A 24,071-nucleotide genomic window follows, 5' to 3' on the forward strand; every position below is an offset into this window, starting at 1 on the left:
AATTGCTCCTGCGGTTCACGGAGTTTCTTCTTGCAGCGGCGCGCGTGATGCCGCGGGAGTTTGACGAAGCGTGAAAGTCTTGATCCTCGGCAGCGGTGTCATCGGTGTCACCTCTGCCTACTATCTTGCGCGTGCCGGTCATGAGGTGACGGTCGTCGACCGCCAGCCGGAGCCGGCGCTGGAGACCTCTTTCGCCAATGCCGGCGAGGTGTCGCCCGGCTATTCTTCGCCCTGGGCCGGCCCAGGCGTGCCGGTGAAGGCGGTCAAGTGGCTGTTGATGAAGCACGGCCCGCTGGTGATCCGGCCGAAGCTCGATCCTGTCATGTGGGTCTGGCTGCTCAAGCTGCTGCGCAACTGCACCAGCGCGCGCTATGCGGTCAACAAGAGCCGGATGATTCCGATCGCGGAATACAGCCGCGATGCCTTGCGCGATCTGCGCCGCGACATCGGTATTCAGTATGACGAACGCTCGCGGGGAACGCTGCAACTGTTCCGCTATCAGGCGCAGCTCGATGGCACGGCTGAGGACATCACCGTGCTCAAGCAGTACGGCGTGCCGTTCGAGCTGCTGAGCCGCGAGGGCTGCATCGCGGTCGAGCCGGCGCTCGGCGGCGTGAAGGAGAAGTTCGTCGGCGGGCTTCGCTTGCCCCAGGACGAGACCGGCGACTGCCACATGTTCACGCAGGCGCTGGCCAAGCATGCCGAGGCGCTCGGCGTGCGCTTCATGTTCAACACGAGCATCGATCGCATCGTCACCGACGGGGCGCAGGTCAGCGGTGTCGCGACCAGTGCCGGCCTGTTGCAGGCAGACGCTTACGTCCTCGCGCTCGGAAGCTGGTCGTCGCGGCTCGTGGCCCGGCTCGGCATTTCGCTCCCGGTCTATCCGGTGAAGGGCTATTCGATCACGGTGCCGATCAAGGACGCCTCCGGCGCGCCGGAATCCACCGTGATGGACGAGAGCTACAAGGTCGCGATCACCCGCCTCGGCAATCGCATCCGCGTCGGCGGCACCGCGGAAATCTCCGGCTATTCGAGCAAGCTCTACGATGCACGCCGCGCTACGCTCGATCATTCGCTCACCGACCTGTTTCCACGCGGCGGCGATCTTGCCAAGGCGATCTTCTGGAGCGGCCTGCGCCCGATGACGCCGGACGGCCCGCCCGTGATTGGTCCGACGCAATACGCCAACCTCCATCTCAACACCGGCCACGGCACGCTCGGCTGGACCATGGCCTGCGGCTCGGGGCGCGTGCTCGCCGACATGCTGTCGGGCAGGAATCCAGACATCGACGTCAGCGCGCTGACGGTGGACCGGTACGCGCATCGGTTTGGCTAAAGCTCCATCCGCTCGTCATTGCGAGCGCAGCGAAGCAAATCCAGTATCTTTCCGCGGCGACACTCTGGATTGCTTCGTCGCAAGGGCTCCTCGCAATGACGATGTGGAGGCGGCGCGGCGCATTTCTCTCAACGCCGAGTGCGGCGAGAGAAGCGAAACACGGGGCTACCCTGCCCCCGTCACGCAATTCACCCACAGCACCACCGCCTTGGCATCCTGCGCAGGATTGGAAAACCGGTGCGGCCGCCGGCTCGCGAAGCGAAAGCTGTCGCCGGTCTTCAGCGACCACGTCTCGCTGTCTACCGTCAGCATCATCTCACCTTCGAGCACCAGCCCGGCCTCCTCGCCATCATGGGTGTAGAGTTCGTCGCCCGTCGAACCGCCGGGCTCCAGATGCACCAGGAACAAATTGAGCTTGTTGTCGGCACTCGCCGGACTCAGCAACTGCTTTGAGACGCCGCTGCGCCAGAGCTTCAGCTCGGGCCGCTGAAGCCCCCGCGTCACCACCTGGTCCGATGCGCCGTCGGCGCTGGGGCTCGCGCCGAACAATGCGGCGATGCCGACGCCGAACACGTCTGCGAGCGTCGCCAGCACGCGCAGCGAGGGTGACGACATGCCGCGCTCGATCTGGCTGAGGAAGCCGATCGAAAGTGAGGTGCGCGCCGCCACCGTCTCCAGCGAAAACTCCCTGACGCGCCGGAGATCCCTGATGCGGCGGCCAACCGCGACGTCCATCGCCGGCTCGGCGGGCTTGGTGATGGCCTTGAGGCTAGTCTTGGCCTTCACCTTCTTGGCCGACTTGGCGGCGGCCGGCTTGCGCATTCTTTTGCCACCGCTCACGTCAGACCGCTTCCTTCATGTGCATGAAAACCGCTTGCGCGCGCCGCGAAAGTGTGACCAAATTTTCATATCGGTGAAAATAGGCCGAAACGGCGTGGCCCGCAACGTCTGATCACAACATGCGCGAGCGCCGCCATCGGCCAGGCCCAAAGGGGGATGTGATGAAGCGTTTTGGTCTGGCCGCGGTCGCGGCATTGGCGATTGCAGCCGTGGCTCCGGCCTCGGGCCAGCAGGTGCTGAAAGTCGGTTCGACGCCGACAGGCATTCCCTTCACCTTCCTCGACACCAAGACCAATACCATTCAGGGCATCATGGTCGATCTGGTCACCGAGATCGGCAAGGATGCCGGTTTCAACGTACAGATCGAGCCGATGCAGTTCTCGGCGCTGATTCCGTCGCTGACCTCGAGCAAGATCGACATCATCGCCGCTGCGATGTTCATCACGCCCCCGCGCAAGGAGGTCGTCGACTTCTCCGACCCGATCTACACTTACGGCGAGGGCCTCGTCGTGCCGAAGAGCGACACCAAGGCCTATGCGTCTCAGGAAGATCTGAAGGGCGAGACCGTGGGCGCCCAGGTCGGCACCGCCTTCGTTGACGCGCTGAAGAAGTCCGGCCTGTTCGCCGAGGTCAAAGCCTACGACACCATTCCCGACATCCTGCGCGACGTGAACACGGGCCGCCTCAAGGCCGGCTATGCCGACTATCCGATCCTCGCCTACAATCTGAAACAGGGCGGCTTCCCCGAAGTGCGCCTGGTCGACGGCTACAAGGCCGTCACGGTCGGCTCGGTCGGCATTGGCGTGCGCAAGGGCGAGACCGCGCTGCTCGGCAAGATCAACGCATCGCTCGCGAAGCTCAAGGCCAACGGCACCATTGCCAAGATCCTGGATAAATGGGGTCTGAAGGCGCAAGGTTGATCGATGAAGGCTGGCCGATGAAAGGCTTCTGGCGCGACACCGTCGAGTTCTTCCCGATCCTGTTGAACGGCGTCGCACTGACGATCATCGTCACGGTCGGCTCGCTGCTGCTCTCGACGGTGCTCGGCCTCGTCTGGGCGATGATGCGGGTCTCGGGCATCAAGGTGCTGTCGATGCTCAGCGCCAGCCTGATCAATGTGATCCGCGGCATCCCGATCATCGTGCTGTTGTTCTATCTCTACTTCGTGATGCCGGATCTCGGCGTCACGTTGTCGGCCTTGCAGGCCGCAATCCTGGGGCTCGGCATTGCCTACTCGGCCTATCAGGCCGAGAATTTCCGCGCCGGTATCGAGGCGATTGACAAAGGACAGATCGAAGCGGCGCAGTCGATCGGCATGGGCTGGTGGCTGACGATGCGCCGCGTTGTGCTGCCGCAGGCGGTCCGCATCGTGCTACCTCCTTATGGCAACGTCATGATCATGATGCTGAAGGATTCCTCGCAGGCCTCCACCATCACCGTCGCCGAGCTTGCCCTGCAAGGCAAGCTGATCGCCTCGTCGACGTTCAAGAACACCAGCGTGTTCACCCTTGTTGCGCTGATGTATCTCACCATGAGCATTCCCTTGATCCTGCTGGTCCGTCACTTCGAGAAGCGGGCCGGCAAGCGATGATCGAACTGAACGACGTCCACAAGAGCTTTGGCAAAGTCGAGGTGCTCAAGGGCATCACGGCCTCCGTTCAGAAGGGCGAGGTGGTCTGCATCATCGGGCCATCAGGCTCCGGCAAGTCGACCATCCTGCGCTGTATCAACGGCCTCGAAAGCTACGACCGCGGCGAGATCAGTGTCGAGGGATTGAAGGTCGACCGCGACGCGCCGTCAATCGTGAACATCCGTACCCAGGTCTCGATGGTGTTTCAGCGCTTTAACCTGTTTCCACACCGCACGGTGCTGGAGAACGTGATCGAGGGGCCGCTGTATGTGAAGAAGGAGGCGCGTGCGCAGGCGCTGGAGCGCGGCCGCGCGCTGCTCGCCCAGGTCGGGCTCGCCGAGAAGGCCGATGCGCATCCGCCGCAACTCTCAGGCGGCCAGCAGCAGCGCGTCGCGATCGCGCGGGCGCTGGCGATGCAGCCCAAGGCGATCCTGTTCGACGAGCCGACCTCGGCTCTCGACCCTGAACTGGTCGGCGACGTCCTCGGCGTGATGCGCAAGCTCGCCGACGACGGCATGACCATGGTCGTCGTCACCCACGAGATGGGCTTTGCCGGCGACGTCGCCGATCGCGTGCTGTTCATCGACGGCGGCGTCATCGTCGAGCAGGGGCCGGCCAAGGCATTGCTCAATCAACCCCGGCATCCGCGCACGCAGGATTTTTTGCGCCGCGTGCTGCATCCGCTCTGATCGGTCTTCGCCATGAACGTGCGCCTGCCTCTGCCGCCCTCTGTCTATGCCGACACCGCGATCGCGCCGGTCGCCATGCCGCCGCTCGATGTCGACAAGACCGTCTCCGTCGCGATCGTCGGCGGCGGCTATACCGGCCTGTCCACGGCGTTGCATCTGGCCGAGCAGGGTGTCGAGGCATTGGTGCTGGAGGCGCAGGAGCCCGGCTGGGGCGCATCCGGCAACAATGGCGGCCACACCAATCCCGGATTGAAGCACGACCCCGATCAGATCGAGGCCGATTTCGGCGCAGATCTCGGCCGCCGTATGATCGACTTCTCCTACGGCACCACGAATTTCACCCACGAATTGATCCGCCGTTACCAGATTCCCTGCGAGGCGCGGCAGAACGGCACGCTGCGCGCCGCCTATTACGAGGCCAGCGCCGCCGCGATCGAGAACACCGCGCAGCAATGCATCCGCCGCGGCATGCCGGTGTCATTCCTGAACCGCGAGCAGTTGCGCGAGATGACCGGCACCGATCGCTATATCGGGGCGATGCTGGACACGCGTGGCGGCGATCTGCATCCTCTCAGCTATGCTCGCGGCCTCGCGCGCGCGGCGATCTCGGCCGGCGCGAGGGTTTTTGGTGAGACGCCGGCGCTGTCGCTGCGCCGCGACGGCACGCGCTGGCGCATCGCGACGCCGCGCGCGATCGTGCATGCCGAAAAAGTCCTGCTCGCCACCAACGGCTTCACCGACGATCTCTGGCCGGCACTTCGCCGCACCATCGTGCCGGTGTTTTCCTCGATCGCCGCCACCACGCCGCTCCCTGACGCTGTCGCGCGCTCGATCATGCCGACACGTCCCGTGCTCTACGAGAGCGGCCATATCACAGTCTATTACCGCATCGATCAGCAGAACCGCCTGTTGATGGGCGGCCGCGGCCCGATGCGTTGGATAAGTTCGCCGAACGACGTCGCCTACCTCATGCGCTACGCCGAGCGGCTATGGCCGCAGCTCAAGGGCGTCGCCTGGACGCATGGCTGGAACAGCCGGCTCGCGATCACCGGCGATCATTATCCGCATGTGCATGAGCCCGCGGAGAACATCCTGATCTCGCTCGGCTGCAACGGCCGCGGCGTTGCGCTCTCCACCGCGATGGGCGCGCAGCTCGCGCGCAGGCTGATCGGCGGGCCAAAGGTGGAGATCGACATGCCCATCACGGGCATTAAGCCGATCCCGATGCACGCGCTCTGGCCGCTCGGCGTGACGAGCGCCGTCATCGCGGGCCGCGTGCGAGATCGGTTAGGCATCTAGATCGTTAGAGATGTAGAGAAGGCGCCGCCGACGCAGCGCCTTGCTCGATCCGATGTTCAGCAGCGGCCCTGTTTCCACAGGCCGGGCGGGCAGCCCATGCCGCGCCAGCCGACCTTGCGCCCGTGGTACCATCCCGGCGGCGTGCCATGGTGATAATGGCCCATCGCGTGGCCATGGCCATGACCGTGCCCGTGTCCATGACCATGACCATGACCATGACCATGACCGCCCTTGGGCAGGGCAGGGCCGGCAAATGTGAGGCCGGCTGCAACGATCAGCGACGCGGCGAGCGCAAGTTTCTTCATCATGTCCTCCACTGGGGCGAGCGCATTTGTCCGTTCAATGAACGAACGGTGGGCAGGTAAGTTCCCTGCCAATGTGGAGGAGTCGTGACGCTCGCGCAGACGCGCAATCGCGCACCAGTTCGATCCGCGTTGGCACAGTGCATCCGTGCGCTCAGCCTTCCACCACCGCTTCGGCCCACGGTTGGAAAATCTCGACCGCGCCTGAATTGGTCTCGCCCTCGCGCATCACCACGCTCGGGCAGGCGAACTTCATCGGTAGCGCCTGCATCTGCGTTTCCTGATAGTCGAATCGCGCCGCCAGCGTCTTGCGCGCGTCCGCCGGCAGGCGCGCATCGCCGATGACGACCGCGCCTTCGCTGGCGTCGATGCGCGGCTGGTGGATGGCGGCATCGAGGTCCATGCCAAAATCCATCGCAAAGGAGACGAGTTGCATCACCGCCGGCAGGATGCGGCGGCCGCCCGAGGCGCCGACCGCGAGGCGCTTGCCATCCGGGGTCTCGGCGATGACGGGCGTGTAGTTGGTGAGACAACGCTTGCCAGGTGCGAGCGAGTTGGTGGTGCCAGGTGTCGGATCGAACCACATGATGCCGTTGTTCATGGGGATGCCGGTGTGCGGCGTGACGTATTTCGAGCCGAAGGTGGAAAGCAGCGTCTGCGTCACCGCGGCCATGTTGCCGTGGCGATCGACCACGGAGAAGTGGGTGGTGCAGGCCGGCGCCAGGTATTCCGCGCCGAGCGAGCGCTTGCCATCGGCATCGCCCATGTCGCCCAGCCGCTGGCGATAGGCCGATTGCAGCGCCAGCGCATATTCGGCGTAGGCGGCCGCGTCCGGTGTGCCGCCCGGCTTCAGGTTCTGCTGCAACAGGCGTAGCGCATGCGCCATCGTCGGTCCGGCCGTGAGCTCCGGCGTCGCAAACACCTTGCCGGCGCGATAGGGAATCGCCAGCGGCTCGCGCAGGTGGCTGCGGAACGCGGCGAGATCCTCCGTCGACAGCGAGCCGCCGTCGGCCTTGATGTCGGATGCAATGCTTCTCGCGAGGTCGCCCTCGTAAAAATCGCGCGGGCCAGCGGCTGCGAGATGGGCCAGCGTTGCCTTCAGCTTGTCCTGCGGCAGCCGCGTCTCGGCCTTGATGCCCCAGGGCGCATTCGGCGGCAGGCCGTCCCTCAGGAAGATGTCCGCGCTGGCGGGATAGCGCCGGAGCTCAGCGGCGGAGCTCGCGATCATGAGCGTCGTCCACCAGTCGACCAGGAGGCCTTCGCCGGCGATCGTCGCGGCGGGCGCGACCAGATCCTTCCACGGCATCCTGGCGTGGCGGCGATGCGCTTCCTCCATGCCGGCGACGACGCCGGGCACCGCGATCGAGCCAGGCCCGTGAATGTTGCGATCGTCCTTAACCCGCGGCCAGGGGAACAGGTCGGAGGCGGCGCCTTCGCCCGTAATCGGATAGTCGGCGACGCGCAGGCTCTGCGGTGCGCACATGCCGTAGTCGATCACTTCGTAGCGATTGTCCTTGGCGCGGTAGAGCACCATCGCGCCGCCGCCGCCCATGCCGCTCATCCAGGGCTCCAGCACGTTCAGCGCGAAGGTCGTAGCGACGACGGCGTCAACACAGTCACCGCCTGCCGCTAGCACGTCTGCGCCGATCTCGGCCGCCCGCCGCGATTGCGCGGCGACGATGCCGCCCTTGGCTCTGACTGCGGGTTTGCGGATGTGCTGGGCGCGGCTGAACTGGTGAGGCATGATGTCGTCTTTGTCTTCGGTTGTCTTGGCTGGCTAGGCGCGCGGACAATGGCACACTGCCGACAACGAGAACATCCAAAGCGAGGAGCGACATGGCTGGTGTGAGGCAGACGCGGGATGGTGCGGGGTGGCAACCGCCTGCCAAGCCCTCATGCCCGGGCTTGACCCGAACATCCAGGTCTCCCGCAAGCGGCCCAAGAACGGCGATGGCCGGGACGAGCCCGGCCATGACGAACACGCAGCGAATAGGACGACGCGGAGCTGCCGCTCAGAGCGAGCGGTTCAACCGGCTGGCCCGATACTTGGCGCGCCATTTCGGGCCGGGCCCGCGCATGTAGTGAAGCTCGGGGCGGTACGGGTCACCGGCGACCCGGATCAAGGTCTGCCACTTGGTGGCCACGAAGTTCAGGGGCTGGCGAAGGAGGCTCAGTGAAGGGAGCAACATTGGCATCACCTCAATGCGGCTTGCCGAGCATGGCGGTGAAGGGAAGATCGAAAATCTCCTCGCCGTCGTCATCGCTGACATGGATCACCCAGTCGCGCCAGTCCTCGTTGCTCGGCGTCAGGATCATCGATCGCATGATCTGGGCGGCGCGGTCGCGGGCCTCGGTGAGATTGGAGACGGCGGCGCCGTAGCGATCGATCAGGGTGCCCTCGGTATTGGAGCAGTGAAAGTAGACCTGGACCATCTACGCCTCCTGTAGGGAGCGATTGGGATGGCAAATTGATACCACCCGAGGCATTCGCGAAACATTCGGGTCGAACCCGGTAAGGGAATTTACGGAGATTGGTCGCCGGCGAGGTCGTTACAGGTTTAATCACAGGCGGGTGATGATCAACTGGACCGCGCTTGGGCGGCTTGGAACAACCTCCGACGAAAGCCGGGGGGCGACATGGGTCCTTCGCGAAGGCAGCGTCGGGAATGCCATCCGCTTCGATCGGAACGGCACCATGTTCATTGCGGATTACAAGAGCACGACGTCGTCGCGGCCTGGAGGCTTGCATCTGGCCGCCGCGGGGATCAAGACTCTGCGGCACATTAAGACCATGCGACCCACGGAGTTTTCGAGTGAAAGCCGTCCATACTGAGCTGCACCGCAGCCATGATCCGCAATTCTTCCTGGTTCGCGGGGTCGTCAAGCGCACCACCGAGCAGCCCGAGCGCGCCGATCGCCTGCTCAAGGGATTGAGGGACGGCAAGCATCAGCTGGTCGAGCCGACGAAATTCGGGCAGGGACCCCGCGCGCGCATCCACAGTCCGGAATATCTGTCCTTCCTGAGCGAAGCCTGGGAGGCCTGGACGGCGCTCGGCGATTCCGGCCCGGAGATGATCGGCAATATCCATCCGGTGCGCCACGCGGCGACTTATCCCACCCATATCGTCGGCAAGCTCGGCTGGCACACCGCCGACACGGCGGCGCCAATCGGGCCGGGCACGTGGGCGGCCGCCTGTGCCGCGACCGACGTCGCGGTCACCGCGGCGCAGATGGTGATGGACGGCGAGGATGCGACCTATGCGCTCTGCCGTCCACCGGGCCATCACGCCTATCGCGACATGGCGGGCGGTTTCTGCTTTCTCAACAACAGTGCGATCGCGGCGGCGCATCTACGGCAGAAGCACGAGCGTGTCGTCATCCTCGACGTCGACGTCCATCATGGCAACGGCACGCAAGGCATCTTCTACGGGCGGCCTGACGTCTACACGATCTCGATCCATGCCGATCCGGTTGCATATTATCCGTTCGTGTGGGGCTATGCCCATGAGCACGGCGAGGGTCCGGGTCTCGGCACCAACCTCAACATTCCCCTCGCCATCGGCACCGGCGATGATGGCTACATGCAGGCGCTGGACGTTGCGCGCAAGGCGATCGAGTCGTTTGCGCCGGGCGCGCTCGTCGTCGCCCTCGGTCTCGATGCCTCCGAACACGACCCGCTGAAGGGATTGGCCGTCACCACACCAGGCTTCCGCCGCATCGGCCAGGCCATCGCGAAGATGGGCCTGCCCACCGTGTTCGTGCAGGAGGGTGGCTATCTCTCGGATATTTTGGGCGCGAACCTCACCTCAGTGCTGGCAGGATTCGAAGAGGCGCGGTGAGCTTCAAACATCCCGCTCGCCGCGAACGCCTAGCCGACGTGCTGCATCTCGGCTTCGTCCGCGACCATGTCGAGCATGATCGTGGTCAATCCCTTCGCCGTACAATCCTTCGATCTTGCGCCGACCTCCTCATAGCTGCCGACGAGACGGCGCCGCCAGCTTCAATATCGCTGCAGTTCGTCCGCGGTCAGATCGGGATAACATCCGACAACGCCATTCCCTTCTGATCTGATTGAGCTATTCTTCGAAAGAGTTAGGGAACGCGTCCAGTCTGAGGTGAAGTCGGGCCCCAAATCTATGGTTGAGGGGGGTTCTTCGACGGAATGATGGTCGGGCAGAAATCACCATGCTGGAGAACGAGCCGGGCACGGGAACGGAGAGCGGGCTGAAGCGCTGGCTCGAGGGCATCGGTCTCGGCCACTACACCGATCTCTTTGCGCAGCACCGTCTCGATCTCGACGTCATGCCGGACCTGACCGAATCCGATCTGGTCGAGCTCGGATTGCCGCTCGGTGATCGCAAGCGGCTTCAGCGAGCCATGTCGGCGCTGTTCCAGGCCGAAACGGCAGAGCCTTCGGCGGCAGTGGCGCCGCCGCTAACGCGGCCGGAGGTCGGCGCGGAACGACGCCAGCTCACCACCATGTTCTGCGACATGGTGGATTCCACCTCGCTATCGGTTCAGTTCGATCCGGAAGACGTGCGCGACATGATTGCGAGCTTCCGCGAAACTTGCGTCCGCGTGGTCAAGCATTACGAGGGCTTTGCCGCTCGTTTCGTCGGCGACGGTATCCTGATCTATTTTGGCTATCCGACCGCTCATGAGGACGATGCCGAGCGCGCAGTTCGCGCCGGGCTCGAGATCGTGCGGGTGCTGTCGAGCGCGCACGCGATCGAGCCGCGCGGTGCGCTCAGCCACTCGCCCGCCGTCCGCATCGGGATTGCGACCGGCCTCGTCGTGGTCGGCGATCTCGTCGGACAGGGCACCGAAGAGCGCGATTCCGCGGTCGGAGAAACCGTCAATCTCGCCGCGCGGCTGCAAGGCCTGGCGCCGCCCAACGGAGTCGTGATCTCCGCATCGACCCAAGCGCTGCTGAAGGGGAAGTTCGACTACCGCAGTCTCGGCGTCCATGACTTGAAGGGCATCTCCGAGAAAGCGCAGGCCTGGCACGTGGTGCGCGCCTCGCGGATGGAGACCCGCTTCGCCGCCGCCATGGGCACGCGGCTGACGCCGCTCGTCAACCGCGAGGAGGAGATCGCGCTGCTGATGGGACGCTGGCAGCAGGCCAAAGACGGCGACGGCCAGGTCGTCGTCAAGTTCGGCGAGCCCGGCATCGGCAAGTCGCGCATCATCCAGGAAATCTTCGCGCGGATATCCGCCGATCGCCATGGCCAGGTCTCGCTCCAGTGCTCGCCTTACTACACCTCCACGGCGTTCCATCCGTTCGTCGAGCAGCTCAAATTCTCCCTCGGCCTCGATCGGGAGGATGCGTCCGCGCTGTCGCTGGCGAGCCTGGAGACCGCGATCGCCACCGCGCATGGCGACATCGAGCAGGTCGCGCCGCTGTTTGCCGCGCTGCTGTCGATACCGACCGGCGACCGCTATCCGCGGCTCGACCTTTCGCCGCAGCAGCAGAAGGATGCGACCGTCACGGCGCTGGTCAATCACTTCCTGGGCCTTGCGCGCGAGATGCCGTTGGTGATCGCGTTCGAGGATTTGCATTGGATCGACCCGACCTCACGCGAGGTGATCGACCTGCTGGTCGAGCGGGTGCAGAACCGGCCGATCCTGGTCATCATCACCGCGCGATCCGAATTCCAGCCGAGCTGGAACGCGCATTCGCACATCACGACCCTGGTGCTGAACCGCCTGAGCCGGCCGCTGCGCACGACGCTGGTCGAGCGCGTCGCCGGCAGGGAGCTGCCCAAGGAGGTCGTCGAGGAGATCATCGTCAAGACCGACGGCGTGCCGCTGTTCCTGGAAGAGCTGACCAAGACGGTCCTAGAATCCAACCTCCTGACCGAGCGGCACGGGCGCTACGTGCTGTCGGGTCCGTGGCGGCAGCTCGCGATCCCGGCGACCCTGACGGACTCGCTGATGGCGCGACTGGACCGCATGGGACCGTTCAAGCGGGTCGCCCAGATCGGCGCCACGATCGGGCGCGAGTTTTCCTACGAGACGCTGCACGCAGTCGCCAACACGCCAGCCGAGCAGATCGAAGCCGCGCTCAATCACCTGGAGCAGGCGGGCCTGATCATGCGCCGCGGCCATCCGCCGGACGCGCTCTACTCCTTCAAGCACGTGATGATCCAGAACGCCGCGCATGCGAGCCTCTTGCACAGCGAGCGCCGCAAGCTGCACTCCCGGATCGCCCAGGTGCTCGCCGAGATGTATCCGGAGAAGACCGAGCGCGAACCGGAGCTGCTCGCTTATCACCTGACCGAATCCGGCCAGAGCGAGGGTGCCGCCAGCTTTTGGCTCAAGGCCGGCAAGCAGGCGGCCAAGAGCGGCGCCAATCTGGAAGCGATCGGTCATCTGCGCCGCGGCTTGAGCGTCGTGCAGGCCAATGCGCGCGTGCAGGGCGCCGACCAGATCGAGCTCGAGCTCCGGATCGCACTCGGCACCGCCCTGATCGCCGCCAAAGGCTATGCCGTGCAGGAGGTCGAGCAGAACTACATCCGCGCGCTCGAACTTGGCCAGCAACTCGACGACGACGAAAAGGCCTTCGCCGCCACGCGCGGGCTCTGGGTGTGCCATTTCATCCGCGCCGATCTCACGCGCGCGCACGATCTCAGCGTCGAGCTGTTGAGATTCGCCAAGCGCGAGCGGCTGAACCAGCGGGCGGAGCCGGCGCAGCAGACCGGTTATCTGATCGAGGCGCACCGCGCGATCGCGATGACCATGCTCTATCGCGGCCGCTTTGCCGCCGCGCAGCATCATCTGCATCGCTGCATCAACCTCTACAGTCCCGACCTGCATTCCGGTCTGATGGAGCGCCACGGCATCGATCCCGGCGTGGTCTCGCTGTCCTATCTCGGGTATCTTCTGTGGTTCCTCGGCCGTCCGGACGCGGCGCGCCAGCACAGCGAGCAGGCGATCGCGAACGCCGAGAAGATCCGACATCCCTTCACGCTCGCCTTCGCACTCGTGTTCGGCGCCTATCTCCGCCAGCATTTGCGCGACGTCGAGGGCACGCGTGATCACGCCAATCGCGCGATGATCATCGCCACCGAGCACAATTTCCTGCACTGGAAGCAGCAGGCGGCGATCCTGCGCGGCTGGGCACTGGCTCAGCTCGGCGAAGCCGACGAAGGCCTCAGCCAGATGCGCGTCGGCCTCGACGAGTATGAGGCGATGGATTCCTGGCTCGCCGGCTGCTGGTTTCGTTGCCTGCTCGCGGAGTCCTATGCCAAGCTCGGGATGCGCGACGCTGCCTTGCGGGCACTGGACGGCGCGCTCGCGACCGCAAGACGGACCGGCGATCACTCCTACCTCGCCGAAGTCTATCGCCTGCAAGGCGAGATCACGCTGTCGGACGGTGCCCCGGCATCGGTGCGGGAGGCCGAGGATATGTTCGGCCTGTCGCTGGAGACCGCGCGCAAGCAGGGCGCATTGTCCTGGGAGCTTCGCACCGCCGTCAGCCTGGCACGGCTGTGGCACGAGGCCGGCAGGCGCGAGCACGCAAGTCTCCTGCTTGTGCCCATCGTCGGCAGGTTCAGCGAGGGCTTCTACACGCCGGACCTGAAGCAGGCGATGCAACTGATCAACGACCTCGGTGCGGAGGCGCCCGTTCGTGAACAGGTCGTCCCCTGACATGAGCGATCTTGCCGCAGAGGGTGCGCGCTTCTGCACTGGCACCGCTGCGTTTTCGGGGCATTGAACGGGGTTCCAGGCGGATGGCGAATGCTTCGTTTCATTTTACCTTGATTCCGTTTGTGAGTTTGCAGCGTCTCCCAGCGCGGCTATGACTGCGGCCCGATGGCCCATTTGAGCGCGCCCATGCATTCCGTTGCCCTGCTGACCGCCAGCTACGCCAAGGATATCGAGCGCTTTTCGCTGCTCAGCGAGAGCATCGACACCTGGCTCTCGGGATACACGCGGCATTATGTTCTCGTTAACGATGAGGACGTGCCGCTGTTCGAGCGGTTTGCCTCCGACAAGCGCGTGATCGTTCCGGCCTCGCGTTACCTGCCGAAATGGCTCTTCGCGCTCCCGCCGGCTCTCCAGTTCATCAGCAGCCGGCGCGTCTGGCTCTCGCTGCTCTCGTCACCGGTGCACGGCTGGCACATCCAGCAGATCCTCAAGATCGCCGGCGTTCTCAACGCGCCGGAGCAGCGCGTCTGCATCCTGGATTCGGACAATCTCTTCTTCCGCGAATTCGACGTTGGCCAGTACGCCGGCGGCGAGAAGACGCCGCTCTTCGTTACTCCAAAGGCGATCGGCGCCGACCACCCGTTGCATGGCCTGTGGCTCCGCACCGTCGATCAGCTTCTGGGTATCGAGGAGCGCTCGTTTCCGGCAGACGATTATGTCGGCAACGCGCTGGTCTGGGACAAGGACACTGCGCGGGCGATGACCGGCGCCATCAAGGCGGCGACAGGACTGAACTGGGTCCTGGCGCTATGCCGCAAGAAGAAGTTTTCCGAATACCTGCTCTATGGTCATTTCGTCGCGAGCTCACCCGCGCATCTGGCTGCGCATCGGGTCACGGAAAACAGTATTGCGGTGTCGCACTGGGACGACACGCGTCTCGACCGTCCGGCCATCGAAGCGATGATGCGCGCGGCCTCGCCAGAACAGGTCGCGCTCTGCATCCAATCCTATTCGTCGACTTCCATCGTCGACATCCGCGAGGTATTCCGGTTGAATTCGCGCGACCAGCGCGCGCCGAGCCTGTCGCCTGACCTTATGGGCGAGGCTGCAGCATTCGAGGTGCCGAAAACGCGCTAGAACATGATCCGACCCCGAAGGGCGGCGTTCGCGCAAAATGTGCAGCGGTTTTTCCTCGCGACAAACGCGGAACGCGTTTGCGCGGAGATCATGCTCAAACGATAGCGCGCTCAAGCATCCTTCGTGAACTTGCTGATGACGTCCATGAACGGCTTCGGCTTGAACTCGCCGTCGAGCGGCAGAGGACGGTTCGGCTGCTTGTCCTTGCGCGCGAAGGTGCCGTTGATCCAACTGTAGCGATCCGAGATGCCCCAGGTCAGGATCGAGCGCACCGGTCCGCTGCTTGAGATGGCCGTCAGCAGATCGTCGACGCGCTTGGCGACGATGGCGTCGCGCTCCGCCGGGCTCCCCGCGAGCTTCTGATCGTCGACATCGAGTTCGGTGACGAGCACCTCGAGCCCCCAGGAACGCAGCTCGGTGACGAACTCGGCGAGCCCGTGTGTGTCGATTTCGAGCTCGGCATGCAGATGCGATTGCAGTCCGACGGCGTGAAGCGGAACGCCCTGGTCGAGCAGGTCCATGATCAGGTTGCGGTAGGCCGTGCGCTTGGCGATGAAGGAGTCCTTGGCCGATTCGATGTCATATTCGTTGATCGCGAGCTTGACGAAGGGATCGGCCGCGGCGGCGGTGCGGAAGGCCAGCGGAATCCAGCCGTGACCAAGATGCTGCGTCCAGAACGTGTCGCGCCGGTCGGTGATCTTCTTCGGATTGTCCGGGATCGGCTCGTTGACGACGTCCCACGACGTCAGCTTGTTCTTGTAGTAGGATACGACGGTGCCGATGTGATCGACGAAGGCGCGCTCGACGCCCTTGCCGTCCTTGATCTGCTTGGTCCAGTCGGGAATGTCGTGATACCAGGCAAGCGCGTGGCCGCGCATCGTCAAATCGTTCGCCTGCGCAAAATCCAAGATCGCGTCGGCACGCTCGAAAGCAAATGTGTGCGCATCCGGCCGCAGCATCGGCCATTTCAGCTCGAGCACCGGCACCACCTGAGTGCAATAGGTGCTGATGGCGTCCCCAAGCCGAGGATCGGCTTGCAGGTCCCAGAGCGTGGCCGCAGCGCCAAAGCCCGGACGGCGCTGGGCACGCTTCGACGCCGGCACTGCAGACGCGGATGCCCCCGCCGCGAGCGTTGCGGCGCTGCCGAGCAAGAATTCGCGTCGGTCGAGCCTAGTCACGCGTGAGGCTGCATCGCCGCTTTGGCGATCTCGTAATAGTGAAGCGCGCCCTTCTCGAGCGTCAGATTGTCCAACACATAGTCCCGCGGTGCGAAGTCCCCCGCGCCGACGTGTGACCAGAAGCGGGCCCAGCCGGATCCGAAGCCATCCGCATCCGTGAAGGTCATGCCGCAGCGCGCGTCGAAATAGGGGACCGAGGACACGCCGCCCTCGTACCTCACCTTGTGCGGAAAATATTTCGGATCCTGCCACGGCCCGCCGCGATCCCAGGCAAAGACCGGCACGCCGCTCGACAGCGCCTGCTGGCAGGCGATGCCCTGGCTCTCGTGCTCGCACAGGAAGACCATGCTGCGGCAGCGCGCCAGCGCCGCCTTGTAGTCGTCCTCCCTGTAATGGCCGTAGCGGATCACTTCGACAGTGCGGCCGCTTGCTTCGAGATGCCTGCGGATCGGCTCGATCAGCTCCGCCTCGTAGCGCCCGTAATCCCAGCGGATCTTGTCGTAGAGCAGCACGTCGACGCTCTTCTGCTCGGTTGGCGCTGGTGTCCACAAATCGGTCTCGATGCCGACGGGCCAGGCGCCGACATGGGGCCAGTGCGGACGGAACATGTCGGCGTACCAGGCACATGGCACCAGCACGCGCTTCACGTTGAGATCCTTCAGACTCGCCGGCGCATCGAGCGGGTGGTCGTACATGGCGACGCCGAGCAGCAGCGGGTTTTTCCACTTGAACCAGTCGAGCACGAACGGCCGGCCGATGATGCAGGCCAGTTCCTCGGGGTGCTTCTGGATGTAGCGATAGTCGTTGACTCGGTAGCGGATGCCGAGCCGATCGAGGCCCGCACACAGATTGAGGAGCACGCGCCGCTGGCCGCTGATATAGGACTTGCCAACCAGCAAGCGCCGCAGCAGCGGCCGGAGATGGCGGTCACCGGGAAACCAGCGGTCGTCCCGTTCTTCGAAGAAGAGGTTGAGGACCATCCTGTCGCCGCCAGCGTTGCCGGAGGTTGCCGGCACAAGCGGCGCGTCGGTGCCGCGATGCGGCCGAGAGGCCGGCTTCGCCCGTGCTTGTTCCGCAACGTCCATGTCAGTCACATCAGCACATCGGAGGAGTCGGGGCGACGTTGCGATATCATTGTTTCTTTTCCGTGATCCCGCCGGCCCGTTCAAGGACAGGGCAAATTTAACGCTAACGCGCGATAAGCGCGCGATTGCTCCATTCGCGGTCCGATTTGCAGACTTATGCGGCTATCTTGCCGGCGCCAGCGCGCCGTCCGATCGCTCCACCAAAGTCCAAGTGTTTTAACGCTTCGTTAATCCTCACGGCCGTTACCGGTCCCGAGTCCGCATGCTGAATCGCCATTTCTCCATTTATCTCGTCGCCTACATCTTGCCTGCGGCGGTGGGGTTCTTCGCGGTTACGGCCTACACACGGTTGCTGACGCCGGCGGAGTACGGCGTCTATGTGGTTGGCATCAGTCTTGCGGGAATCCTGGGCGCGATCTTTTTCGCCTGGATCAAGCTGTCGGTATCCCGCTATCAGGCGATCTCGGCGGAAGTGGATTTTCGCGGCACGGCGATGGTCGCCTTTGCGCTGACGGCCGCGGTTCTCTGCGCGACGACCCCGCTGGTCTTCCTGTTCCGAAGCGACGTCAGCATCGAGCTGCTGATCGCCAGCATGTTCGTCGCGATCATGGCCAATGCGGTCGATGTCGGCCAGGAGTTCGAGCGCGCCAAGCTGCGGCCCTACCGCTTCGCGGCGATCTCGATCGTGCGCAGCGTGTCGAGCGTGGGCTTTGGGCTCGCCGGGATCTGGCTCGGCTGGGGTGGATTGGGGCTGCTCGCGGCATTCGGCCTCGGCTCGCTCGCCGGCATCATCCTGAATTTGGTCGGTGACCGCACCAAGATCGGACGTTTCCAGCGCAGCCAGTTCATGCAGCTGGCGCGCTACGGTCTTCCGTTGACGCTGGCCGGGCTTTCCGTTGCGGTCTACTCGGCCTGCGACCGTCTCATCGTCGCTTATCTGCTCGGCAACGATGCCGCCGGCATTTTTGGCGTTGCTGCGGACCTGCCGCGCCAGTTCATGGTCATGATCGCCTCCAGCGTTGCCGCGGCGACGGTGCCGCTGGTGTTCCGGTCGTTGTCGGAGAAAAACAATGACACGACGCGGGAGCGGCTAACCGAAAGCCTCGAGCTGCTGCTCGTCGTCGTTGCGCCCGTGGCGGTCTGGCTTGCGCTGGCGGCGGACCAGGTCGCCGGCACGCTGGTCGGCGTCGACTTCCGCGCAGGCGTGTCCGCGCTGCTGCCGACTCTGGTGCTCGCCCGCTTGTTCGGGATCGCCAATCAGTTCTATGTCCAGATCAGCTTCCAACTCGCCGAACGCCCCTTCATGCTGGCGGCACAGTCCTTCCTCACGCTGGTTGTCAGCGTGATCCTGATGTTCGCGCTGGTCGCCGGCTATGGCCTCTACGGTGCGGCGCTGGCGACTTTCGCGACCGAAGCGATCGGCTTCCTCGTGGCTGTCCTCTTGATGCATCGGGCCCACCCGGTCCCGTTCGACCTCAATCGCCTCGCCGCTGTTGCCGCTTCCGCTGCGGTGATGGCGGCCGCGATCCTGATCGCGCGATCGCAAGCGGGCGGCACCGGTCTCGGGTCGCTCATCGTCGTGAGCCTCGCCGGTGGCTTCGCTTACGCCGCCGCGGCGTGGCTGCTGAACGTCGCGAACGTGCGAACGTTGTCGCTGCGCCTCCTGCGAACGTTCAACCGGAAGGCGCTGGGCGTTTAGCGATCATGGCGAGCCTGACCCGCTCCCGGCATTGTCCCGTGCAGCTGAACCAGGTTAGCCGGACATTCTGCCGCAGCGATCGAGGCCGGCTTCGGGCCAGCTTCGGCCGGGGGCCGCCTTCCGCCGATGTGAACCGTCGTATAGGAGAGATTTGTCGCGGGAACGTGCCGAATCTCGCCACAGACGGAACGTAAGGCGGATGCGATTTCTTAATCCAGAGATAGCAATTTGACATTTGACCGACACCAGCGGACTGGCAGTTCGACCGAGGATGGCATGAAAAACCGATCGACGACGGCGCAATCCACCAGAGCGGTGCTGCGTCAGGGGCCTACCGGGATCATTGCGCTTGCGACGCTGGCCATGTTCGCGGCGGTGGCGCCGGCGACGGCTGCCAAGCAGGCCCGTCAGCCGGTCGAGGCGGTGGCGCCGCGCGTAGCCGGCGAGCCGATCATGGCGATCGTGTCGATCAAGAGCCAGCAGGTCACCTTCTACGATTCCGACGGCTGGATCCTGCGCGCGCCGGTGTCGACAGGCACCACGGGACGCGAGACACCGGCGGGCGTCTTTGCCATCATCGAGAAGGACAAGGACCACCGCTCGACCATGTATGATGATGCCTGGATGCCGCATATGCAGCGCATCACCTGGAACGGCATCGCGCTGCACGGCGGTCCGCTGCCCGGGTATGCCGCCTCACATGGCTGCGTGCGGATGCCGTTCGGCTTTGCCGAGAATCTGTTCGACAAGACGTATATCGGGATGCGCGTGATCATCTCGCCGGACGATACGGTCCCGACCGCGTTCTCCCACCCTTCGCTTTTCATGCCGAAGCGGGAGGCCATTGCGGCGGCGCCGAGCCGTGCCGACAAGCTCTCCGCCGAGGCGGAGGAGGCCACCAGGGCCGCCGACGAGGCCAAGAAGGCGGCATCGGCAGCCGCAAAAGAAGCCGCTTCGCTGCCGGCGGCGCTGCGCAAGCTGGAACAGCAGAAGGCTCGCGCCGACGCCGAGCTCGCTTTCGCCGACAAGATGCTCGCGAACGCGAAGACCGATCAGGCCCGGACCAAGGCCGAGGAGCTGAAGCAGAAGGCCGCCGCCAAGGCTGCGGATGCAGCGACGCAGCTCGATGCCGCAAAGGCCGCGGCGCAGCCGAAGCGCGAGGCGGTCGCCGCCACCAAGGAGGCCGCCAGGGTCGCCGCGGCCAGGAAAGCCGACGCCGTGAAGGCGGCGACCGATGCAAAGCTCGCGCTCGAGCCGGTCTCGGTCTACATCAGCCGTGCGACGCAGAAGCTGTACGTGCGGCGAAACACCCACAAGCCGGCGCCCGATGGCGGCGGCGAGGTGTTCGACACCAGCATCGAGGTCCCCGTCACGATCCGCAACCCAGACCAGCCGCTCGGCACGCATATTTTCACGGCGATGGCGAGGACCGATACGGGCCTGCGCTGGAGCGTGGTCACGATCGAAAACGGCGACGAGGCGAGGGCCGCGCTCGACCGGATCACCATCCCGCAGGACGTGCTCGACCGTATCGCGCCGACCGCGTTGCCGCGCTCCTCGATCATCATCTCGGACGAGCCGTTGAGCAGCGAGACCAATTACCGCACCGAGTTCGTTGCGGTGCTGAGCAATCAGCCGCAGGGCGGCTTCATCACGCGCAAGCCGACCGCGCCTGCCATGATCGCGAGCGATGACGGCTGGGACAATGGCGGCAACGGCTTCGGCTTCTTCTTCCAGCGCGATCCGTACGTGCAACCGGTCAATCCGCGCCGGAGAGGCCAGTATCAGTATTACCAATCGACGCAGCCGGTGCAGCGAGGCTTTTGGTAGGGACGCCGAGATCGCCTGCGGCGCAGGCTTACGGCCGCGCCGTGATCACCAAAGCCTGAATCTTGGCTTCGACCGGTCCGGAGCCATGGCGCATCCGGATCGCCTCAGTGACCGCGTCAGTCGCCGCCTGAAGGTCGCCGCCGCTTCTTGCCTCGATCTCGCCGCGCAGCGGCGTGCCCTGGCAGTAGGCGATCGCCACGTCTTCCGCTGTTGGCGCGCGGCTGATTGCGGATCGCGTTTCGATCGAGACGCTGCCAAAACCTGCCCGTTCGAGATCGGCCCTGATGATCGCATGGTCGAAATAGCCGTGCGGTGTCCGGGCCATGAAACGCGGCGGATCATCGGGAAACAGCTTGGCCAAGGCGATCGTTGCATCGTGGGCGAACACGTTGTCCTCGATGCGGTCCCAGACGTTGAAGAGGAACGTGCCGCTCGGCTTCAAAACGCGCTTTGCTTCGGAATAGCCCTTGACGCGATCCGGAAAGAACATGGCGCCGAACTGGCAGCAGACCACGTCGAATTCCGCGTCGCCGAACGCAAGAGCCAACGCATCCGCCTGGCGCCAGACAATGCGGGCATCGTCCGCCTGACGCTGCGCTGCAACCGCGAGCATCGGCTCGCTGAGATCGGTCGCAACATAGCGGACGCTGCGCGGCAGCGCCGCCGCCACGGCGCGCGTCACCGCGCCGGTGCCGGCCGCGATCTCGAGCAGTACGAAAGGCGAGAGCGCAGCGACCCGTCTTGCGATGTCGTCGGCATAGGCGGCGAAGATCATCGGGACGAGATATTCGTCGTAGAGTTTTGGGACGGAGCCGGCGAAAATCTTGTCGGTGTCGGACATGCTTGCCTCGCTGAAGGTTCAGACGCGAGATCAAGCTACCATGGACCGCTAGCTCAGCGCGCAAGCAAAGATGTGAACCAGGCCGGTTTCCGCATCGGGCGCGCTCCAGGCGATGTCGGCCAAGCCGGCCATTCGTTCTACGATTTCGCGCCGTCGCACCGCGCAGACGCCCGCCGTCGATAGCGGGTTGAGCGGGATGTAAGGCGCGCAGCGTCCTATCGCGCGTGCGATCGCGCGCGACAGATTAGATGATCGAGCGAGATGTACCCGGGTCCGTAAGCCATGAGGGCGAGTGCCATGGCCGTCCAAGTGAGGTGAATCGGCCAGCCGTCGGGCACGGTGAGCTCGACGATGACGGTCATGAGCAATAATCCGAGCGCAGCGAACCGTGTGCCGAGACCCAGCACCAGCAGGATTGGAAACATGATCTCGCCACATCCCGACAGGAAGCCATTACCGCCGGCGCAGGAAAGTGATAGGGCCCGCCGGGCAGGTGCAGCATGAACTCGTCGCTGAACAGCGTCACCGCGGTGTCGTTGAGTCTGAGGAAGCCGTCCCACTTGAGAATGCCCGAGCGCCAGAAGGGAACGGCGAGCGCCGCGCGCAGCACGAGCTGAACGAGCGAGGGCGCGGCAATCGTCCGTACCAGAGAGTTGGCGTTGTCGAGCAGCAGCCCAAGTGATGGCAGGGCGCTTCCCGCAGTCATGCGTTGATCGGTGATCATCATGCGTCTCCGAGAGCAAGCGAAGTGAATGCGCCAGCCTCGATCAGGCCGGTGATGTTGGAAGCGAGGTCGAAATCGGGGCATGCATCCAGCGCCGACGCGGCGGCCCCGCCGAGTGGCTCGCCCGAAGCAAGGCGTTCGGCAAACACTGCGCCGCCGGGCGGAAGGCGACGCACCATAACGTCGAATTCGGGCCGGGTGATCAACGCGTCTTCCAGCGTCGACGCGTCAATGCGCCCGATCGGTGCGTCATCGCGGTTGGCGGCAAAGATCGTCACTGCCGAGAAGGACGAGCGCACGATGCGCAGCGCCGGATGCGCGATGAAGACTAGATCGGCCAACCGTTCCGAGGCGAAGGCCGCCAGCGCAGCGGCCGACAACGGCGCGGCGTCCTGCGCATGGTAGGCATCGAGCCACGCCCGCTCGATGCGTGCAACATCCGCAAGCCAGGGCATTGTCTGCGCATACTCATATCGTGTGATGAAGTCGGCAAACTCGCGGCCATATTCGAACAGCAGCGGGGAAGTCGGGGGGCTGCTGCAGATGTGGAAGCGCGCCATGGCACGGAAGAAATCAGGACCGGTGATGCGCTGCACCGCCGGATAGATCGCGGCGAGGGCATCGATCAGGCTCACCGTGACATTGTTGCGGTAGACAGCGTAGCGCTTGCCGGCGGCCTTGCCGTTCGGACCCGCCACGATCGCGGGCGCCGCCCGCGTGGGGTCCAGCAGTCCCAGCGTAAAGGCGGCGGCAAAGGACAGGCCCTGCTCAGGCGGCATGACGGTCTCCCGCAGTTGCAGTCTTATTGCAGCGATCGAGGATTGCCTGTGCGGCGGCGGCTTCCGCCTGCAACACCGGCCAGTCCGGAATCTTGCTATCCCATTCGATCAGCGTCGGCACGCCACCGCGGCGCCGGATGACGATCTCGAATAGCTTCCATACGGCATCCGCGACCGGGCCGTCATGGCTGTCGATCAGCAGCAGGTCGCCTTCGTCATCGGCCTGCTCTGCGTGGCCGGCGAGGTGGATCTCCCCGACGTGCGCCAGCGGAAATTCCGCGAGGTACTCAAGCGCGGAGAATCCGTGATTGGCCGCGGATACGAAGACGTTGTTGATGTCGAGCAGCAGCCCGCAGCCGGTGCGTTCGGCAATGGCGCGGATGAAATCGGTCTCGCTCATCGACGATTCGCGAAAGGCGACATAGGTGGACGGATTTTCCAATAGCAACGGACGGCAGATCGCGTCCTGCACCTGGTCGATGTGGTCGCAGACGCAAGCCAGCGTCGCTTCGGTGTAGGGCAGCGGCAGAAGATCGTTGAAGAAGCTGGTCTCATGCGTTGACCAGGCAAGGTGTTCGGACACCAGCGCTGGTTGGTAGCGAGCTACCAAATCTCGGAAGCGGGCCAGATGCGCCTTATCGAGCGGCTGGGGTCCGCCGATCGACATGCAGACGCCGTGCAGCGACAGCGGATGGTCGCGGCGGATCGCCTCCAGCGCGCGATGCGGCGGGCCGCCCGCGCCCATATAGTTTTCGGCATGCACCTCGAAGAAGCCGCATTGCCGGCCCGTGCTCAGGATGGCCTGGAGGTGCTCGGGCTTGAAGCTCGTCCCGGCAACACCGCCGATGGGAGCGGAGTAGCGGAGTGGCACCGCAGACGCCTCGGGCACGATTGCCGTCGTCATGGATTCCTCCGCTCTTCACCGTTGTCGTGGGCGCGACGCGGTGCGTTAGCCCGCATTTCTCACAGTATTGAGGCGCATCGGGGCGCGAATCAGCGAAAGTTCTTTTGCGAGAAGGACTTTGCGATGATTCAAGGAATGCCCCGATGCC

Annotated in this window: 20 protein-coding genes and 2 pseudogenes; 10 read left to right on the forward strand and 12 right to left on the reverse strand. The window is 64.6% G+C overall.

Annotation, left to right across the window (positions count from 1 at the left end; all coding sequences use genetic code 11):
- The first annotated feature begins 70 nt into the window (after positions 1-70).
- Positions 71-1,336 carry a D-amino acid dehydrogenase gene (locus tag IVA87_RS04210; RefSeq protein ID WP_247305010.1) on the forward strand — a complete coding sequence of 422 codons (1,266 nt, stop codon included), beginning with the start codon at positions 71-73 and terminating at the stop codon, positions 1,334-1,336.
- Positions 1,337-1,501: 165 nt separating this feature from the next.
- Here the strand turns inward: IVA87_RS04210 and IVA87_RS04215 are convergent, their stop codons facing one another.
- The gene (locus IVA87_RS04215) at positions 1,502-2,158 is read right to left on the reverse strand and encodes an XRE family transcriptional regulator (protein WP_247305011.1); all 657 of its coding nucleotides are present in this window, start codon (positions 2,156-2,158) and stop codon (positions 1,502-1,504) included.
- A gap of 179 nt (positions 2,159-2,337) precedes the next feature.
- Between IVA87_RS04215 and IVA87_RS04220 the strand changes: the two genes are divergently transcribed.
- The 4 genes from IVA87_RS04220 to IVA87_RS04235 are packed head-to-tail and all read left to right on the forward strand — an operon-like array spanning position 2,338 to position 5,794.
- On the forward strand, positions 2,338-3,096 hold the full coding sequence (locus IVA87_RS04220) for an ABC transporter substrate-binding protein (RefSeq protein ID WP_247305013.1): 759 nt from the start codon (positions 2,338-2,340) through the stop codon (positions 3,094-3,096).
- Between the two features lie 17 nt (positions 3,097-3,113).
- Positions 3,114-3,767, forward strand: a complete 654-nt coding sequence (locus IVA87_RS04225) for an amino acid ABC transporter permease (protein ID WP_247305632.1) — start codon at positions 3,114-3,116, stop codon at positions 3,765-3,767.
- The gene (locus IVA87_RS04230; protein ID WP_247305016.1) at positions 3,764-4,495 is read left to right on the forward strand and encodes an amino acid ABC transporter ATP-binding protein; all 732 of its coding nucleotides are present in this window, start codon (positions 3,764-3,766) and stop codon (positions 4,493-4,495) included. The genes IVA87_RS04225 and IVA87_RS04230 overlap by 4 nt, the downstream gene beginning before the upstream one ends.
- 12 nt (positions 4,496-4,507) lie before the next feature.
- Entirely contained in the window at positions 4,508-5,794 is a 1,287-nt protein-coding gene (locus tag IVA87_RS04235; protein WP_247305018.1) for an FAD-binding oxidoreductase, read from the forward strand.
- 56 nt (positions 5,795-5,850) lie between these two features.
- On the opposite strand, the gene IVA87_RS04240 is transcribed toward IVA87_RS04235, so the two are convergent.
- From IVA87_RS04240 to IVA87_RS04255, 4 genes are all read right to left on the reverse strand, one after another.
- On the reverse strand, positions 5,851-6,102 hold the full coding sequence (locus tag IVA87_RS04240) for a hypothetical protein (RefSeq protein ID WP_247332819.1): 252 nt from the start codon (positions 6,100-6,102) through the stop codon (positions 5,851-5,853).
- 148 nt (positions 6,103-6,250) lie between these two features.
- Positions 6,251-7,840, reverse strand: a complete 1,590-nt coding sequence (locus IVA87_RS04245) for a gamma-glutamyltransferase (protein ID WP_247305635.1) — start codon at positions 7,838-7,840, stop codon at positions 6,251-6,253.
- Between the two features lie 268 nt (positions 7,841-8,108).
- The gene (locus IVA87_RS04250; RefSeq protein ID WP_247305023.1) at positions 8,109-8,285 is read right to left on the reverse strand and encodes a hypothetical protein; all 177 of its coding nucleotides are present in this window, start codon (positions 8,283-8,285) and stop codon (positions 8,109-8,111) included.
- A gap of 10 nt (positions 8,286-8,295) precedes the next feature.
- Positions 8,296-8,529, reverse strand: coding sequence for a hypothetical protein (locus IVA87_RS04255; protein WP_091884042.1), 234 nt, complete (start codon positions 8,527-8,529; stop codon positions 8,296-8,298).
- Between the two features lie 380 nt (positions 8,530-8,909).
- Here IVA87_RS04255 and IVA87_RS04260 point away from each other — a divergent pair, with 380 nt between their 5' ends.
- On the forward strand, positions 8,910-9,935 hold the full coding sequence (locus IVA87_RS04260) for a histone deacetylase family protein (RefSeq protein ID WP_247332820.1): 1,026 nt from the start codon (positions 8,910-8,912) through the stop codon (positions 9,933-9,935).
- 29 nt (positions 9,936-9,964) lie between these two features.
- Here the strand turns inward: IVA87_RS04260 and IVA87_RS04265 are convergent.
- Positions 9,965-10,081, reverse strand: a pseudogene (locus tag IVA87_RS04265) (LLM class flavin-dependent oxidoreductase); the annotation flags it as partial.
- A 200-nt stretch (positions 10,082-10,281) separates the two neighbouring features.
- Here IVA87_RS04265 and IVA87_RS04270 point away from each other — a divergent pair.
- Together IVA87_RS04270 and IVA87_RS04275 are read left to right on the forward strand one after the other, a co-directional pair.
- Entirely contained in the window at positions 10,282-13,746 is a 3,465-nt protein-coding gene (locus IVA87_RS04270; RefSeq protein ID WP_247332821.1) for an AAA family ATPase, read from the forward strand.
- A 186-nt stretch (positions 13,747-13,932) separates the two neighbouring features.
- Positions 13,933-14,883: a DUF6492 family protein gene (locus IVA87_RS04275; protein WP_247305029.1), complete on the forward strand. Its 951-nt coding sequence runs from the start codon at positions 13,933-13,935 to the stop codon at positions 14,881-14,883.
- Between the two features lie 110 nt (positions 14,884-14,993).
- Here IVA87_RS04275 and IVA87_RS04280 read toward each other — a convergent pair whose 3' ends face one another.
- Together IVA87_RS04280 and IVA87_RS04285 are read right to left on the reverse strand one after the other, a co-directional pair.
- Complete coding sequence (locus IVA87_RS04280) at positions 14,994-16,061, reverse strand: endo-1,4-beta-xylanase (protein WP_247305032.1); 1,068 nt, start codon at positions 16,059-16,061, stop codon at positions 14,994-14,996.
- The gene (locus IVA87_RS04285) at positions 16,058-17,146 is read right to left on the reverse strand and encodes a glycosyltransferase family 1 protein (RefSeq protein ID WP_247305035.1); all 1,089 of its coding nucleotides are present in this window, start codon (positions 17,144-17,146) and stop codon (positions 16,058-16,060) included. The genes IVA87_RS04280 and IVA87_RS04285 overlap by 4 nt, the downstream gene beginning before the upstream one ends.
- A 262-nt stretch (positions 17,147-17,408) precedes the next feature.
- Between IVA87_RS04285 and IVA87_RS04290 the strand changes: the two genes are divergently transcribed.
- Together IVA87_RS04290 and IVA87_RS04295 are read left to right on the forward strand one after the other, a co-directional pair.
- Positions 17,409-18,845 (forward strand): oligosaccharide flippase family protein, encoded by a 1,437-nt coding sequence (locus IVA87_RS04290; protein WP_247305038.1) that lies wholly within the window; start codon positions 17,409-17,411, stop codon positions 18,843-18,845.
- Positions 18,846-19,121: 276 nt separating this feature from the next.
- The gene (locus tag IVA87_RS04295) at positions 19,122-20,675 is read left to right on the forward strand and encodes a L,D-transpeptidase (protein ID WP_247332822.1); all 1,554 of its coding nucleotides are present in this window, start codon (positions 19,122-19,124) and stop codon (positions 20,673-20,675) included.
- 28 nt (positions 20,676-20,703) lie between these two features.
- Here the strand turns inward: IVA87_RS04295 and IVA87_RS04300 are convergent, their stop codons facing one another.
- The 4 genes and pseudogenes from IVA87_RS04300 to IVA87_RS04315 form a co-directional block, all read right to left on the reverse strand.
- The gene (locus tag IVA87_RS04300; protein ID WP_247305044.1) at positions 20,704-21,516 is read right to left on the reverse strand and encodes a class I SAM-dependent methyltransferase; all 813 of its coding nucleotides are present in this window, start codon (positions 21,514-21,516) and stop codon (positions 20,704-20,706) included.
- 215 nt (positions 21,517-21,731) lie between these two features.
- Positions 21,732-22,240: pseudogene (locus IVA87_RS04305) on the reverse strand (DoxX family protein).
- Positions 22,240-23,019 (reverse strand): DNA-binding domain-containing protein, encoded by a 780-nt coding sequence (locus IVA87_RS04310; RefSeq protein WP_247332823.1) that lies wholly within the window; start codon positions 23,017-23,019, stop codon positions 22,240-22,242. The pseudogene IVA87_RS04305 and the gene IVA87_RS04310 overlap by 1 nt, the downstream one beginning before the upstream one ends.
- Positions 23,009-23,923, reverse strand: a complete 915-nt coding sequence (locus tag IVA87_RS04315; RefSeq protein ID WP_247305053.1) for a DUF692 domain-containing protein — start codon at positions 23,921-23,923, stop codon at positions 23,009-23,011. Before IVA87_RS04315 ends, IVA87_RS04310 begins: the two co-directional genes overlap by 11 nt.
- Between the last annotated feature and the right edge of the window lie 148 nt (positions 23,924-24,071).

This window comes from Bradyrhizobium sp. 147 (assembly GCF_023073935.1).
Lineage (GTDB): Bacteria > Pseudomonadota > Alphaproteobacteria > Rhizobiales > Xanthobacteraceae > Bradyrhizobium.

Bases quoted from the DNA above. Each gene is read 5' to 3' on its own strand.
- IVA87_RS04290 (WP_247305038.1), top strand. From the start codon at position 17,409: ATGCTGAATCGCCATTTCTCCATTTATCTCGTCGCCTACATCTTGCCT.
- IVA87_RS04225 (WP_247305632.1), top strand. From the start codon at position 3,114: ATGAAAGGCTTCTGGCGCGACACCGTCGAGTTCTTCCCGATCCTGTTG.
- IVA87_RS04310 (WP_247332823.1), bottom strand. From the start codon at position 23,019: ATGCCGCCTGAGCAGGGCCTGTCCTTTGCCGCCGCCTTTACGCTGGGA.
- IVA87_RS04250 (WP_247305023.1), bottom strand. From the start codon at position 8,285: ATGTTGCTCCCTTCACTGAGCCTCCTTCGCCAGCCCCTGAACTTCGTG.
- IVA87_RS04315 (WP_247305053.1), bottom strand. From the start codon at position 23,923: ATGACGACGGCAATCGTGCCCGAGGCGTCTGCGGTGCCACTCCGCTAC.
- IVA87_RS04295 (WP_247332822.1), top strand. From the start codon at position 19,122: ATGAAAAACCGATCGACGACGGCGCAATCCACCAGAGCGGTGCTGCGT.
- IVA87_RS04220 (WP_247305013.1), top strand. From the start codon at position 2,338: ATGAAGCGTTTTGGTCTGGCCGCGGTCGCGGCATTGGCGATTGCAGCC.
- IVA87_RS04275 (WP_247305029.1), top strand. From the start codon at position 13,933: ATGCATTCCGTTGCCCTGCTGACCGCCAGCTACGCCAAGGATATCGAG.
- IVA87_RS04255 (WP_091884042.1), bottom strand. From the start codon at position 8,529: ATGGTCCAGGTCTACTTTCACTGCTCCAATACCGAGGGCACCCTGATC.
- IVA87_RS04270 (WP_247332821.1), top strand. From the start codon at position 10,282: ATGCTGGAGAACGAGCCGGGCACGGGAACGGAGAGCGGGCTGAAGCGC.
- IVA87_RS04230 (WP_247305016.1), top strand. From the start codon at position 3,764: ATGATCGAACTGAACGACGTCCACAAGAGCTTTGGCAAAGTCGAGGTG.
- IVA87_RS04240 (WP_247332819.1), bottom strand. From the start codon at position 6,102: ATGATGAAGAAACTTGCGCTCGCCGCGTCGCTGATCGTTGCAGCCGGC.
- IVA87_RS04215 (WP_247305011.1), bottom strand. From the start codon at position 2,158: ATGCGCAAGCCGGCCGCCGCCAAGTCGGCCAAGAAGGTGAAGGCCAAG.
- IVA87_RS04300 (WP_247305044.1), bottom strand. From the start codon at position 21,516: ATGTCCGACACCGACAAGATTTTCGCCGGCTCCGTCCCAAAACTCTAC.
- IVA87_RS04235 (WP_247305018.1), top strand. From the start codon at position 4,508: ATGAACGTGCGCCTGCCTCTGCCGCCCTCTGTCTATGCCGACACCGCG.
- IVA87_RS04245 (WP_247305635.1), bottom strand. From the start codon at position 7,840: ATGCCTCACCAGTTCAGCCGCGCCCAGCACATCCGCAAACCCGCAGTC.
- IVA87_RS04285 (WP_247305035.1), bottom strand. From the start codon at position 17,146: ATGGACGTTGCGGAACAAGCACGGGCGAAGCCGGCCTCTCGGCCGCAT.